This is a genomic window from Natrinema salinisoli (assembly GCF_020405205.1).
Classification (GTDB): Archaea; Halobacteriota; Halobacteria; order Halobacteriales; family Natrialbaceae; genus Natrinema; species Natrinema salinisoli.
The window spans coordinates 1,114,288-1,128,055 of sequence record NZ_CP084469.1; the positions used below are offsets into that span (position 1 = coordinate 1,114,288).

11 protein-coding genes are annotated in these 13,768 nt (G+C 63.6%); 5 read left to right on the top strand and 6 right to left on the bottom strand.

The genetic code is table 11. The features are described 5' to 3' along the window. Positions 1 to 83: 83 nt before the first annotated feature. On the top strand, positions 84 to 1,118 hold the full coding sequence (locus LDB05_RS05550) for a DUF4013 domain-containing protein (RefSeq protein ID WP_226006931.1): 1,035 nt from the start codon (positions 84 to 86) through the stop codon (positions 1,116 to 1,118). Between the two features lie 146 nt (positions 1,119 to 1,264). On the opposite strand, the gene LDB05_RS05555 is transcribed toward LDB05_RS05550, so the two are convergent. Then, a complete protein-coding gene (locus tag LDB05_RS05555; protein WP_226006932.1) occupies positions 1,265 to 2,434 on the bottom strand; it encodes an NAD(P)/FAD-dependent oxidoreductase in 1,170 nt (389 codons plus the stop codon). A 111-nt stretch (positions 2,435 to 2,545) separates the two neighbouring features. Further along, entirely contained in the window at positions 2,546 to 3,466 is a 921-nt protein-coding gene (gene rocF, locus LDB05_RS05560) for an arginase (RefSeq protein ID WP_226006933.1), read from the bottom strand. 95 nt (positions 3,467 to 3,561) lie between these two features. On the opposite strand from rocF, the gene LDB05_RS05565 reads away from it, so the two are divergent. Together LDB05_RS05565 and LDB05_RS05570 are read left to right on the top strand one after the other, a co-directional pair. After that, a complete protein-coding gene (locus LDB05_RS05565; RefSeq protein ID WP_226006934.1) occupies positions 3,562 to 4,242 on the top strand; it encodes a metal-dependent transcriptional regulator in 681 nt (226 codons plus the stop codon). A gap of 292 nt (positions 4,243 to 4,534) precedes the next feature. Next, positions 4,535 to 5,068: an Rrf2 family transcriptional regulator gene (locus tag LDB05_RS05570; RefSeq protein WP_226006935.1), complete on the top strand. Its 534-nt coding sequence runs from the start codon at positions 4,535 to 4,537 to the stop codon at positions 5,066 to 5,068. Positions 5,069 to 5,176: 108 nt separating this feature from the next. On the opposite strand, the gene gyrA is transcribed toward LDB05_RS05570, so the two are convergent. From gyrA to psmA, 4 genes are all read right to left on the bottom strand, one after another. Further along, a complete protein-coding gene (gyrA, locus tag LDB05_RS05575) occupies positions 5,177 to 7,666 on the bottom strand; it encodes a DNA gyrase subunit A (RefSeq protein ID WP_226006936.1) in 2,490 nt (829 codons plus the stop codon). A gap of 18 nt (positions 7,667 to 7,684) precedes the next feature. After that, positions 7,685 to 9,616 carry a DNA topoisomerase (ATP-hydrolyzing) subunit B gene (gene gyrB, locus LDB05_RS05580; RefSeq protein WP_226006937.1) on the bottom strand — a complete coding sequence of 644 codons (1,932 nt, stop codon included), beginning with the start codon at positions 9,614 to 9,616 and terminating at the stop codon, positions 7,685 to 7,687. A gap of 102 nt (positions 9,617 to 9,718) precedes the next feature. Beyond that, positions 9,719 to 10,438 (bottom strand): archaeal proteasome endopeptidase complex subunit beta, encoded by a 720-nt coding sequence (gene psmB / locus LDB05_RS05585; protein WP_226006938.1) that lies wholly within the window; start codon positions 10,436 to 10,438, stop codon positions 9,719 to 9,721. After that, positions 10,431 to 11,177, bottom strand: coding sequence for an archaeal proteasome endopeptidase complex subunit alpha (gene psmA / locus LDB05_RS05590; protein WP_226006939.1), 747 nt, complete (start codon positions 11,175 to 11,177; stop codon positions 10,431 to 10,433). The genes psmB and psmA overlap by 8 nt, the downstream gene beginning before the upstream one ends. 493 nt (positions 11,178 to 11,670) lie before the next feature. Between psmA and LDB05_RS05595 the strand changes: the two genes are divergently transcribed. Next, on the top strand, positions 11,671 to 12,909 hold the full coding sequence (locus tag LDB05_RS05595) for an NRAMP family divalent metal transporter (protein ID WP_226006940.1): 1,239 nt from the start codon (positions 11,671 to 11,673) through the stop codon (positions 12,907 to 12,909). Positions 12,910 to 12,977: 68 nt separating this feature from the next. Beyond that, positions 12,978 to 13,757: a sulfite exporter TauE/SafE family protein gene (locus LDB05_RS05600; protein WP_226006941.1), complete on the top strand. Its 780-nt coding sequence runs from the start codon at positions 12,978 to 12,980 to the stop codon at positions 13,755 to 13,757. Positions 13,758 to 13,768 lie beyond the last annotated feature (11 nt).

Sequence of the window (13,768 nt, forward strand, 5' to 3'; positions counted from 1 at the left end):
CAGTACGGTACACCCAGCGATCGTTCGATCGATCTCGTCATTCAAACCAGAATTCATATACAGGAGTGAACGAGTCTTCGTCCATGCCGTACTGTCACGACTGTGACGAGGGGTTCGAAGGGGGGACGATTCTCTGTCCGGGCTGCGGTTCGAAGCTCGCAGTGGATCGAAACGACGCGGAACCGAAGTCCGAGTGGTCGAGCGACACTGCGGAGAGCGGTACGTCGAGCTGGTCGAACGAGGATTCGACGGGAGGCGAAACCAGTTGGTCGAGCGACGCCTCCGCGAGTGCTGACGGAGCGACTGGCTGGTCGAGTACTGATTCAACGGTCGGGGAGACTACGTCGAGCATCCACGAGGACCCGGTTGCGACTGCGACGGATGCAGACGGCCAGTCGGGGCCGAGACGACACGACCGGGATCTCTTCGAGTTCTCGTTCACGTTTCCCCTCGGCAAGGACGGCAAACCGTTGCTGATCGATTCCGTCCTCTTTTTCTTCGGTACCTTTCTGTTGATACCACTGATCTTCGCTTTCGGGTACGCCTATCGGGTCGGCCGCGCTGCCGCCCGCGGTGACGAGGACCCGCCGTCGTTCGACGACTGGGGCGGACTGGGAAAAGACGGACTGCTACTCGGCGGACTCATTCTCGGTATTACGATCGCGTTCAGTGCAGCGATCGGGGGACTGTTGTTCGCGACCATCGCGGTCAGCGATACCCCGTCGCTCGTCATCGCGATCGCCGGTGTCGGATTCCTCCTCTTGCTGGCCGGATCCTACCTCACGGGTGCGATCGTCCCCGTCGTGATCGGGACGGGAAGCGTAGGGAAAGCGTTCTCCGACGGCCGAATACTCGAGTTCGCGCTCTCGATTCACTACCTCAAGGGCGTGCTCGCGTACATCGCGGTTTCGGTCGTGCTGTCGATCGTGGTCAATATCGTCTGGTTCGTCCTGCTGATCACGGTCTTCGGTACCGTCCTCATCATTCCGCTGGCGTTCGTCCTCATGGCGTATCAGTTCAACCTGCTGTTCGCCATGTGGGGCCACATCTACAACGAAGCTGCGGCAGCGGGCGACGTCGAGCCCGTCAGCCCCGATGCCTCGCTCGGATTCGAGTGAAACCTTCGCCGTCCGGACTCGAGCGGCCAAATATCGATCGACCCAGTTAGTTTGCGGGTCGGCTACCGGAGAGCGAGACGGAGAGTCCGAACGGTGAGTTCGAAAACGGAGACGAAAGAGAGTGCTCGAGGGTGCGGCGACGGGATCTACAGCGACGACCAGGACTTGCGCGCGACGTTCCAGGACGTGATGTCGGCGATCCAGCGGGCGGCGATCATCTTCTTGAGGTTCTGGGCCGGGAAGCCGCCGAAGGTGTCGACGGGTAGTGAGATGCCGAAGGCCGGCTTGACGTCGTGGGCGACGGCCTTCTCGCCGACGGAGATGACCGTCCCCTTGTCGTCGTACTCCCAGGTCTTGAGCGGGCGGTTGTCGATCGCACGCGCGATGTTCTCGCCGGCGACTTCCGCGGCCTGCCAGGCGGCCTGTGCCGTCGGCGGCGCGGGCTGGTCACCCTGGTCGATGATCGCCGAGTCTCCGATGGCGAACACGCGCTCGTCGGAGGTCTGGAAGTTTGCCCCCGTGTTGACGCGGTTGTGCTCCTTTTCGAGGTCGGCATCGTCTATCGCATCGCGACCGGTGATGCCGCCGGTCCAGACGAGGACGTCGTGATCGAGGGGCTCGCCCTCGTCGAACTCGATGTGGTCCTCGGTTGCCTCGGTGATCGGGTCGTCCGTGTGGATCTGGACGCCCGCTTCCTCGAGCAGGTCGCGCAGGGCCTGCTGGACCTCCGGATCGTTGCCCGGGAAGATCTCCTCGAGCGCCTCGACGAGGTGGATCTCGATCGGTGCGCGGTGTTCGTCGCGGAACTCAGCGATCTCGCCCGCGGTCTGAATACCCGAGAGGCCGGCACCGCCGATGACGACCTGGGCGGGCTCGCCGCGAGTCGCCTCCTGACTGGCGTCGGTGACGGCCTCGTGAATCTCGAGCGCGTCGTCGAGGCTCTTCAGGGTCAGGGAGTGCTCCTCGAGACCCGGGATCCCGTAGTAGGCGGTCTGGCTGCCGAGGCCGACGAGGACGTAGTCGTAGTCGACGTCGTCGCCGTCCGCGAGTTCGACGACCTGTTCGTCGACGTCGAGACCGGTCACTTCGTCCTCGATGAACTGGGTCGACGGGTCCGCGATCTGATCGACCGGGAACGTGATGTCCGAGCGGACGTCCGGGTCCCGGATTGCACGATGGGACTCGTGTAGAACGAGGTGGTAATCGACGTCGGCGATCCACGTTAGCCGCGCGTTGCCCCCGAGCTCCGACTGGAGCCTGTTGATTGTCCCGGTGCCAGCGTATCCCGCACCGAGCACGACGACGTTCTCAGTCATATCCCACACTGGGAATCACTATGATACAAAGGTGTTGGAACGAGTATCGGTGTGCAAAAGATTCACACTTGTATGTCCGCAGCCACGAAGCGGATCGCTCCGAGACGTCCCTCAGAGGATCCGTTTGCCGAACGTGCTCGCCGTCAGTTCCGCCGCCAATGTCGCTGTCTCGTTCGCCTCGTCCAGGATCGGGTTCACCTCGACGACGTCCACCGATCGGAGGATGCCGTCGGCCTCGTCGCGGCGAGACAGGGCCTCGAGTGCGGCGTGGGCCTCCCGGTAGGTGACGCCGCCCCGAACCGGAGTGCCGACCCCGGGTGCTTCCTTCGGATCGAGCCAGTCGAGGTCGAGGCTGACGTGGACGCCGTCGGTCCCGTCGGTCGCGACCGCGAGCGCGTCCTCGACGACCGCAGAGATCCCGCGCTGATCGATGTCGGACATGGTAAAGGCGGTCATGTCGCTGTCCCGAATCAGTTCACGCTCCCGTTCGTCGATGCTCCGAAGGCCGACGTAGGCGATCGACGACTCCCGAAGGTTGGGCGCGGGGGCCCAGTCCGTTTCGCCGAACGCGCCGCGGCCGAGGGCCGCAGCCAGCGGCATCCCGTGAACGTTCCCGCTGGGAGAGGTCTCGGGCGTATTGAGGTCCGCGTGAGCGTCGAACCAGACGACACCGAGATCGGCCCCGCGCGCCGAGCCGCCGAGCGAACCGATCGCAACGGAGTGATCGCCGCCCAGCACGAGCGGGAACTCGCCGTCCGCAAGCGTCGCCGCGACTCGATCGCGGATACGCGTACAGACGTCTTCGACCTCTCGGAGGAACTTCGCGTTCCCGCTGCTGGGCTGGTCGGCGTCCGGATCTCGCTCCTCCGCACGGGGCATCGATAGATCACCGTCGTCGATCGGCTCGACGCCCGCCCGCTCGAGGCCGTCAGCCAGCCCGGCGTAGCGGATCGCGGACGGTCCCATGTCGACGCCGCGCCGATTCGCACCGTAGTCCATCGGCGCTCCGATTATCCTGACGTTCCGTTCCATAGTTTCGATACGTCGACGTCCGATTTGATCGTGACGATTCGTGCCGTTTCGCTGGCGATAGCTTTAGGGTTAGACGTCTCTAAATCCGGGACAGAATGATGTTGAGCGACGTGATGGAGGACTACCTCAAAGCGATCTATCAGCTCCAGCGGGAGACCGACGATCGGATCAAGACCTCCGAGATCGCGGCCGAACTGGACGTCACGTCGCCGACCGTCACCAGCATGCTCGACAAACTCGAGGAGCGGGAGCTGGTCGACCGGGAAAAGTATCGCGGGGTGACGCTGACCGACGAGGGCGAAACCGTCGCCCTCGAGATCGTCCGTCACCACCGCCTCCTCGAGGCGTACCTCACCGAACACCTCGATTACGACTGGTCCGAGGTCCACGCCGAGGCCGACCGGCTCGAACACCACATCAGCGAGGACTTCGAGGCGCGCGTCGCCGCCGCCCTCGGCGAGCCCGACGTCGACCCGCACGGATCCCCGATACCCAGTGCCGATCTCGAGCCACCGACGCGTCCCGACGGCGAGTCGATCGCCGAGTTCGAGGAGGGAACCGTCGTCACCGTCGCCGAAGTCGCCGACCACGATCCGGCGGTCCTCTCCTATCTCGCCGAGCACGGCGTCGAACCGGGCGTCGAACTCGAGATCCTCGAGATCGCACCGTTCGGAATGGTGACCGCTCGCTCGAGCGAGGCCGACGACCCCGTTTCACTGCCCGAATCCGTCGCAGCTCACGTCTGGGTCGCACCGCCCGCAGAGCCTGACGCGTAGTCGCCGACGGCGGGACCCACAGCACCTATGGAACGGGTCCGACACGCTCTCGTCGTAACCGAACGAACGTCCATCTGGATTCGCTCCGGTTTCGCCCAATACCACTTTTACCGGCGTTCTACTCGGCTACATTCTTGCCGCCTGATAGCACACATCGAATGAAACAGACGCCAATCTCTCCCCGAGCAACGAAGAGAAACACCTTCCCGTACCGGAGCGAAACGTCCCAAGACGAGGAAACCGATCCGGCTCACCCGCCGGGTTTAAGGAAACCAAATACGAATAAATACCTATGTCATCAATCGAACTCACACCGAGCCAGAAGAAAATCCTCCGTGCCCTCACGAACCTTCACAAAGAGACCGAAGACGCCATCAAAGGGGAGGACATCGCCGAACAGGTCGACCGGAACCCGGGGACGATCCGCAACCAGATGCAGAGTCTCAAAGCCCTCCAGCTCGTCGAAGGTGTACCTGGGCCGAAAGGCGGCTACAAGCCCACTGCAACGGCATACGAGGCTCTCGAGATCCAGCAGATGGACGAGCCCGCCGCGGTCCCGATGCAACACGAGGGCGAACCCATCGACGACATGATCATCGAAGAGATCGATCTCTCGAGCGTTCACCACCCCGAACTCTGCCGCGCGGAGATCCACATTCAGGGCACGCTCAGCGACATTCACGAAGACGATTCCGTCACCGTCGGCCCGACGCCGCTCTCGAAACTCGTCATCGAGGGGACCGTCGACGGGAAAGACGACACGAACAACATCATTATCCTGCGGATCGACGACATGGTCGCGCCCGCCGAGGAACCGGCCCACTGAACCGCATCCGTCGGCAATCTCTCTCCGTCTTTCTAGCGTCCGCTCTCGGTCGTCGACCGAATCGGGAAAATCAGTTTCGAGTCGTCGTCTCGAGACGGTAGGGTCCGTTCAGTTCGTTTCTACGACTGCGTCGTCGGCGTCCGCGGTCGCCGCCGCCGGAATGTCGTCGACTGCGGCGACCGCATCGCCGTCCTCGACCTCCATGACGATGACGCCCATCGTGTTCCGACCCACGGTCGAGATCTCGTCGACCCGGGTCCGGACGATCTGGCCGCGCTCGCTCATCAGGACGAGCTGATCGTCGTCTGCGACCGCTTTGACGGCCGTCACGGAGCCGTTGCGCTCGCCGGTCTTGATGTCGATCAGCCCCTTTCCGTACCGGGACTGGGTGCGATACTCGGAGAGCAGCGTCCGCTTACCGTAGCCGTTTTCGGTGACCGTCAGCAGCGCCCGCTCGTCGCCCTCGTCGGTCGCGACCAGGCCCGCCACGGCGTCGTCGTCCTGTAATTTGATGCCGTTGACGCCCCGGGCGTTCCGGCCCATCGAACGGACTTCGTCCTCGTCGAAGCGGATCGTCATCCCGCCTTCCGTCGCGATGACCAGATCCTGCGTGCCGTCGGTGACTTCGACGTCGACGAGTTCGTCGCCCTCCTCGAGGTCGGCGGCGATAATACCCGTCGAGAGGATGTTGTCGAACTCCTCGCCGGCGGTGCGTTTGACGTAGCCGTTCCGAGTGGCCATCGTCACGAACTCGTCGTCACCGAAGGCGTCGGTGTCGACGATGGCCGTGATGTCCTCGCCGGGATCGAGATCGAGGATGTTGACCGCCGATTTGCCGCGCGCGGTCCGGCCCATCTCCGGGATCTCGTAGGTCTTGAGCCGGTAGACTTCGCCCTGATTCGTAAAGCAGAGCAGATAATCGTGCGTGTTGGCCCGGAAGACCGTCGACACGCGGTCGTCCTCCTTGACGTCCGCGCCGATGATCCCTTTGCCACCTCGACCCTGGGGGTCGAAGTTCTCGATCGGCATCCGCTTGACGTAATCGTCCTCCGTCATGACGACGAAGACTTCCTCCTCGGGGATGAGGTCCTCGTGGGTGACCGTTCCCTGATCTTCGATAATCGAGGTGCGGCGGTCGTCGGCGTACTCGTCTCTGATCTCCCGGAGTTCGTCTTTGATGACGGTCAACAGCTCGGACTCGCTCTCGAGAATCGTGGTCAGGCGTTCGATCTCGGCCTGGACCTCCTCGTACTCGTCCTCGATCTCGGCGGCCTCCATGGAGGTGAGGCTCCCAAGTTGCATCCGGACGATGTGATCCGCCTGATCCGCCGAGAAATCGTAGGCCTCCTGCAGCGCGTCCTTCGCCGCCGACCGATCCTCGCTGTTGCGGATCAGCTCGACGACGTCTTCGGCGTTCTCGACGGCGGTCAGCCGTCCTTCGAGAATGTGGGCCCGGTCCTCGGCCTCCTCGAGGTCGTACTCGCTGCGTCGGCGGACGACCTCGCGGCGGTGGGAGATGTACTCCGCTAAGGTTTCCTTCAGCGAGAGCACCCGCGGCTGGCCGTCGACCAGCGCGAGGTTGATGACGCCGAAGGTCCGCTCGAGATGGTTCTCGAGCAGTTTGTTCTTGACGACGTCGGCGTTCGCGCCGCGCTTGAGTTCGATGACGACGCGGACGCCGTCGCGGTCGGACTCGTCGCGCAGGTCGGAGATTCCCTCGATCTCGCCCTCGTTGACGTCCTCTGCGATACGCTCGACGAGGCGGGCCTTGTTGGCCTGGAAGGGGAGTTCGGTGACGACGATCCGCTCGCGATTCGACTTCCACTCCTCGACTTCGAACTCGGCGCGGACGCGGATGCGGCCGCGGCCGGTCTTGTACGCCGAGTAGATGGCGTCCCGGCCGACGATGTTCGCGCCCGTCGGGAAGTCTGGCCCCTTGACGTGCTCCATCAGGTCGTCGACGGTCGCGTCGGGATTATCGATCAGCTCGATCGTCGCGTCGATGACCTCGCCCAGGTTGTGGGGTGGGATGTTCGTCGACATCCCAACCGCGATCCCCGAGGAGCCGTTCACGAGGAGGTTTGGGAACGCCGCCGGCAGTACGTCGGGCTCTTGCAGACGGTCGTCGTAGTTCGGCGAGAAGTCGACCGTGTCCTTGTCGATGTCCTCGAGCAACTCCTCGGCGACGGGAGCCATCCGCGCTTCAGTGTACCGGGGCGCGGCGGCCGGGTCACCGTCCATCGAGCCGAAGTTCCCCTGGCCGTCCACGAGGGGATACCGCATCGAGAAGTCCTGGGCCATCCGGACCAGGGTGTCGTAGATCGCGCTGTCGCCGTGAGGGTGGTAGTCACCCATCGTCTCCCCGACGATCGAGGAGGACTTGCGGTGACTCGAGCCGCTCGAGACGCCCATCTCGTGCATCGCGTACAGGATGCGTCGGTGGACGGGTTTGAGCCCGTCGCGGGCGTCGGGGAGGGCGCGACCGGCGATGACGCTCATCGCGTAGTCGATGTAACTCTGCTCCATCTCGTCTTCGATACGGACGTTTTCGACTGACCGTGCCTCTACGTCCGTCGGATCGGGTACGTCTGAACTCATGTAGCTATATATTCTATATTATATGTCGATCCACTCTGCTTCGGGCGCGTGGTCTTTGATGAACTGCTTCCGGGGTTCGACGGCGTCGCCCATCAGGACGGAGAACATCTTGTCCGCCGCGGCCGCGTCCTCGATCGTGATCTGCTTGAGGATGCGGTTGTCGGGGTTCATCGTCGTCTCCCAGAGCTGCTCGGGGTTCATCTCGCCAAGTCCCTTGAACCGCTGGACCTGCGAGGGATTCCCGTTGCACTTCTCCTCGACGATCTCGTCGCGCTCGGCGTCGGTCATCGCGTCGTACGTGTTCCCGCGATACCGGATGCGGTACAGCGGCGGCTGGGTCGCGTAGACGTAGCCGCCCTCGAGCAGCGGCCGCATGTGCCGGTAGAAGAACGTCAACAGCAGCGTCCGGATGTGCGCGCCGTCGACGTCGGCGTCCGTCGCCATGATGATCTTCTTGTAGCGGACGTCCTCGACGTCGAACTCGTCGCCGATCCCCGCGCCGATCGCGGTGATCATGTTCCGGATCTCGTCGTTCTCGAGGATACGGTCGAGCCGGTGTTTCTCGACGTTGAGGATTTTCCCCTTGATCGGGAGGACGGCCTGGAATTCGGGGTTCCGGGCCTGTTTCGCGCTGCCACCTGCGGAGTCACCCTCCGCGATGAACAGTTCGGCCTCGTCGGGGTCTTTGGTCTGACAGTCGGCCAGTTTCCCCGGCAGCGACGTGGACTCGAGGGCGGACTTCCGCCGGGTCAGCTCCTCGGCTTTCTGGGCGGCCATGCGTGCCTTCGCGGCTTCGACCGCTTTGGCGACGATCGCCTCGGCGGTGTCGGGGTGTTCCTCGAAGTAGGTGCCGAGCCCTTCGTGCATGGCGCTCTCGACGATGCCGCGCACTTCGCTGTTGCCGAGTTTCGTCTTCGTCTGGCCCTCGAACTGGGGATCGGGGTGTTTGATCGAGATGACCGCGGTCAACCCCTCGCGGATGTCCTCTCCTTTGAGGTTGTTGTCGAGATCGGAGAGGAGGTCGTTGTCGTTGGCGTAGTCGTTGACCGTTCGGGTCAGTGCGGTCTTGAACCCGGTGAGGTGGGTGCCGCCCTCGCGGGTGTTGATGTTGTTCGCGAACGCGTGGATCGAGCCCTGCAGTTCCTCGGTGGCCTGCATCGCGACTTCGATCTGAATGTTCTGTTCCTCGTCCTCGAAGTAGATGACGTCGTCGTGCATCGCCAAGCGCGTCTCGTTGAGATAGTCGACGAACTCGCGGATGCCACCGTCGTACTCGTAGGTTTCGGAAACGGGTTCGCCGTCGTCCGTCTCTTCGCGCTCGTCGCGAAGCGTGATGCGGACGCCCGAGTTGAGGAAGGCCAGTTCCCGGAGCCGGTTCGACAGGGTCGAAAACGAGACGTCGCCCGTCTCGAAGACGCTCGTATCGGGCCAGAATGTGATCTGGCTCCCCGTCTCCTCGTCCGGGTCCATGTCGCGAACGCGCTCCATGTCGCCGACGGGTTCGCCGGCCTCGAACGCGTGGCGGAAGACGCCGCCGTCGCGTTTGACCTCGGCCTCGAGGCGTTCGGAGAGGGCGTTCACGACGGAAACCCCGACGCCGTGGAGGCCCCCGGAGACCTGGTAGGACTTGTTGTCGAACTTGCCGCCGGCGTGGAGGACGGTCAGAATGACCTCGAGTGCGGGGCGGTCGTACTCCTCGTGTGTGTCGACGGGGATACCGCGGCCGTCGTCCGCGACGCTCACCGAGCCGTCCTCGTGGATGGTGACGGTGATGTCGTCGCAGTGGCCGACCAGCGCCTCGTCGATCGAGTTGTCCACCACTTCGTAGACGAGATGGTGAAGACCTCGAGAATCGGTAGAGCCGATGTACATCGCCGGTCGCTTTCGGACCGCTTCCAGGCCCTCGAGGACCTGAATCTGCCCGGCTCCGTACTCGCTTTCCTGGGACATGTAAAACCTGCTTTCGGATAGCAGTCCGGCCCTAATAAAAGTCACGTGTACGCGCGCGAGCGCGAACCGAAAATCGAACCTAACCCGGAAAACGATGCGAGCCTAGATGACGTCGTCGAAGTCGTTGTGGCCCCGAATGTCGACGCCCTCGTCGGTGACCTCCGCGAGGAAGACGCCGTTCCCGGAGCCGGTGTCGCGCTCGACCGCGCTCTTGATGGCGCGAGCAGCGACCGACTTGGCTTCCTCGAGCGAGAGGTCGTCTTCGTACTCGTTCTCGAGGAGCCCGTAGGCGAGTTGCATCCCGCTGCCGGTGACGGTGTAGTCGTCGGCCATGACGCCGCCGGCGGGGTCGATGCTGTAGACGTGGCTGCCCTCGGCGTCGACGCCGCCGAGGATCGGGTTGATCGCCCGGAACGGGCCGCCGCGGGCGAAGTTGCCCGCGAGCGTCGCCAGCGCCTCGATCGGCATCGACTCGCCGCGACGCGATTCGTAGAGGTTGACTTCGGCGCGAAGCGTCGAGATGAACGACTGCGCGCCGCCGACCGAGCCGACGAGCGTGAGCGCGCCAGTCGGGTGGATCTGTTCGACCTTCTGGACGTCCTTGTTCGAGACGAACCGGCCGCCCAGACTGGCGCGCATGTCCGTCGCGATGACGACGCCCTCGTCGGTCGTGATGCCGATGGTCGTCGTCCCCGTGGAGTTCACGTTCTCGCCGTAGTCGTCGCCGCCCTGACTACCGTCGGGGAGCGAACCCAGTTCGGGATCGTACGGCGACGGATCACCGTTTCCCTGGGGCATCGACGGCTGATTCCAGTTATTCATCGGTCTCCTCCTCCGGCTGGTCGATCTCGGCGACGATCGACTCGAGGTGGTCCGTCTCGACCGAGTGGAACGACTCGTCCTCGGTCGTGATCGTCGCGACGTCGACGTCTTCGGGGTCGACGACCTCGTCCTCGGCTTCGCTGAGCGCGCTCAGCGCGAGTTCGATGCCGGCGTCGACGTCGAGGTCCTCGCGGTAGTGCTCCTCGAGGTAGCCCTGGATCGTGTCGCGGTCGCCGCCGATGGCGGCTGCCTTCCACTCGTAGTCCGTCCCCGACGGGTCGGTTTCGAACAGTTTCGGCTCGCCGTCGTCGATACCGCCGACGAGAAGGGCGACGCCGAACGGGCGGGCACCGCCGGTCTGGGTGTACTCCTGGATGTGGTCGGTGACGGCTCGCGTCAGCGTCTCGACGCCAATCCGCTGGCCGTACCGGAGCTGTTCGCCCTGTGCGCGGCGACGGGCGAGGTCGACGAGCTGGCGGGCGTCGGCGACGTGCCCGGCGCTCGCGACGCCGACGTGATCGTCGGCCTTGTGAATCTTTTCGACGCTCTCGCGTTCCATGAGCGGCGAGCTTACCTGCCGGTTGGCGGCGAGGACGACACCGTCGGGCGTGCGGAGTCCGACGCTCGCGGTTCCGCGCTTGACGGCCTCGCGGGCGTACTCGACCTGATAGAGACGTCCGTCCGGGGAGAAAATGGTGATCCCACGGTCGTACGCCTGCTGATTGGATTGTCCTTGCATAGATTTCGGTCTTCACCTCTGGTAAGGGATAGAAATATATAGGCCTTCTTCTGAAGGCAACTTCCTCTCCACTGGTCCGTTCAGCCCGAAGTAACAAGAACGTACTGCCGGCAGCCTCCCGAACGAGACGGTTCGGGACGACGAGGATCGATACGGCCGACGCCGCCGATTTGCGAAGCGAGGTAACGACACCGCTCACCGAGCCGTCGCTCCGATTCGGTTCCGATTTTCCGATCGCGGGTGCTTCGCCACTCGAGGCTCGCCCGCCGTTGTCGTATTACGTTCGAGTAATTCGGAGTTACTCAGCCAGCTATCTGAAGGGTGGTCTGCTATCTCAAGCTTTCCGCTCAAACGAATCCCCACCCTTGCATCTGGTACAGAATTCCGTACTACAGTAAACGGATAATACACTCCGTTGGCGTTCCCCGACCCTCGCAGTCGGTCACGGGGTCGAGGAATCGAGACGCCCGATCTTTTCGGGACACCATTACACATGGAAGAACACAGTACCGCGGTCGACGTTCCTGTCGAAAAGGCTAAAGAAACAATTCACCAATACGGGCTCGGACTCCTCTTTGCGGCGAATATTTTCGGAGCCGGGTCCGTCTACATCCTGACACAGGCCGGAGTCAGTTTCGGCTTCGGCCTCCTGTGGGTGTTACCGCTGACTCTCGGCGTCGGACTGACGATGCACGAGATGTCCGCTCGACTGGCAGCGAGGAACGAACCCCTGATGGACTACATCAGGGACGTAATCGGGCCGCGGGCCGCGAAACCGTTCGCGCTCGGCATCGCGTTCATCATGCAGTTCTGGAGCGTCGCCAACTACGCACTCGCAGGAGCGGCGCTCGTTTTTCTCACCCCGGTTTCGAACCTGTACGTGGGTATCATCGTCATGGCCGCGCTCGGTATCTCGCTCGTTGAGCTCCGCGTCTACAGTCGTATCGAGGGGGTCATCGCGACGCTCGTGCTGGCGATTTTCGCGTCCTATCTGGTCATCGTCGCGAACCTCCAGCCCCCGCTCGGTGGCGTCGCCCTCGGGTTCGTTCCGACGATCTCCGCCGACCTGAATTACCTGACGATGATTATCGCACTGCTGGGGACGACGGTCTACTATCCGAATTTCTTCATTCAGACGAGCATGCAACACGAGAAAGACTGGACGGACGTCTCCCGATATCGGAAAGACCACACGGTCGGACTGGCCGCCGTCGTCGCCCTCAGTGCGACGGTCATCATCGCGGCTGCCATGGCCATCCCCGACGGGACGCTCACGCTGACCGCACCCGCAGAACCGCTCACCGATATGATCGGCCCGTGGGTGCTTTCGGTGTTCGTTCTCGCCGTCGGGGCTGCGTCGTTCACGAGCGCGACCGGAACGCTGTTCGCTGCCGGCTTCATGGTCCCGCAGTCCTACGGACTGACGACCCACTTCGGCGACATGCCCTTCCGGCGGACCGTCCACCTCCTGATCGGACTGTCGGTCCTCCTCGCGATCCCGATCCTCGCCTTTACCGACTTCACGCCAGTGCGACTCGCGCTACTGATGCCTGCAGTCAACGGGGTCATCGGCCTGCCGATCACGGCGCTTGCACTGTTCGCAGCGATCAAACGGTCCGTCGAGCCGACCCGACTCGAGCGCGCGATCTTCCTCGCGGTCGTCGTCCTGATATTCCTCACGTCGCTCGTGACGGCCGAATCGCTGACTCGCTCGATTATCCAGCTCCTCTGAGATCGGACCGGGTCCGACCAGAAGAGTCAGGCGTGCTGGGACGGACACGTGAATACCACCGTCCCTCCATGTTCGAACTTCCCTTCCGACTCTCACTGACGCTGTTGCTCGTCTCGATCGCGTTCTTTTCCGGAATCGGTATCACCACCATCGGTCCCGGCGGCATCTTCGTGACGATCGCCCTCTATTCGCTGACGCCGCTGGCCTCGAGTCAGGTCGCCGGCACCGCTCACGCCACGTTCGTGGTCACTGGACTCGTCGGGAGCGCCGCCTACGTGTACTCCGGCGAGATGGACACGGGGGAGGGCCGTGCCATCGCGATCATCCTCAGCGCGACGAGCGTCTTCGGCGCGCTCGTCGGCGCGTACGTGAACTCCTTCGTGTCGCGCTCCCTGTTCGGGCTCCTGCTCGGCGGCGTCGCGATGGCCGTCGGCGGTATTATTCTCTACCGCGAGCGCCGAGGGTTTCGACCGATCTACGACCTCGAGCCGCAGACCCGGTCCGGCCGGATCGTCCTGGGTGGGCTCGGGTTAGTTCTCGGAGTCTGCAGCGGCCTGCTCGGGATCGGCGGCCCGGTACTGGCCGTCCCCGCACTGGTGCTCGTCGGGGTTCCGATGCTGCTGGCCGTCGCCGCTGCACAGGTCCAGTCGATTTTTATCGCGACGTTCGCGGCCTCGGGCTACTTCCTGCAGGGGAACGTCTCGGTTCCGGTCGCGGTCGTCGTCGGGATACCGCTCCTGCTCGGCGTCGTCATCGGCTGGCGGGTCGCCCACGTCGTCGACCCCGAGCGTCTGAAGGTCGGTCTGGGTGTCGTCCTGCTCGGCGTCGGCCCCTATCTCGCCCTGTGATCGCCGAATCG

Coding starts and splice junctions, on each gene's coding strand:
- LDB05_RS05550 (WP_226006931.1), top strand. CDS start 84: ATGCCGTACTGTCACGACTGTGACGAGGGGTTCGAAGGGGGGACGATT.
- LDB05_RS05555 (WP_226006932.1), bottom strand. CDS start 2,434: ATGACTGAGAACGTCGTCGTGCTCGGTGCGGGATACGCTGGCACCGGG.
- rocF (WP_226006933.1), bottom strand. CDS start 3,466: ATGGAACGGAACGTCAGGATAATCGGAGCGCCGATGGACTACGGTGCG.
- LDB05_RS05565 (WP_226006934.1), top strand. CDS start 3,562: ATGATGTTGAGCGACGTGATGGAGGACTACCTCAAAGCGATCTATCAG.
- LDB05_RS05570 (WP_226006935.1), top strand. CDS start 4,535: ATGTCATCAATCGAACTCACACCGAGCCAGAAGAAAATCCTCCGTGCC.
- gyrA (WP_226006936.1), bottom strand. CDS start 7,666: ATGAGTTCAGACGTACCCGATCCGACGGACGTAGAGGCACGGTCAGTC.
- gyrB (WP_226006937.1), bottom strand. CDS start 9,616: ATGTCCCAGGAAAGCGAGTACGGAGCCGGGCAGATTCAGGTCCTCGAG.
- psmB (WP_226006938.1), bottom strand. CDS start 10,438: ATGAATAACTGGAATCAGCCGTCGATGCCCCAGGGAAACGGTGATCCG.
- psmA (WP_226006939.1), bottom strand. CDS start 11,177: ATGCAAGGACAATCCAATCAGCAGGCGTACGACCGTGGGATCACCATT.
- LDB05_RS05595 (WP_226006940.1), top strand. CDS start 11,671: ATGGAAGAACACAGTACCGCGGTCGACGTTCCTGTCGAAAAGGCTAAA.
- LDB05_RS05600 (WP_226006941.1), top strand. CDS start 12,978: ATGTTCGAACTTCCCTTCCGACTCTCACTGACGCTGTTGCTCGTCTCG.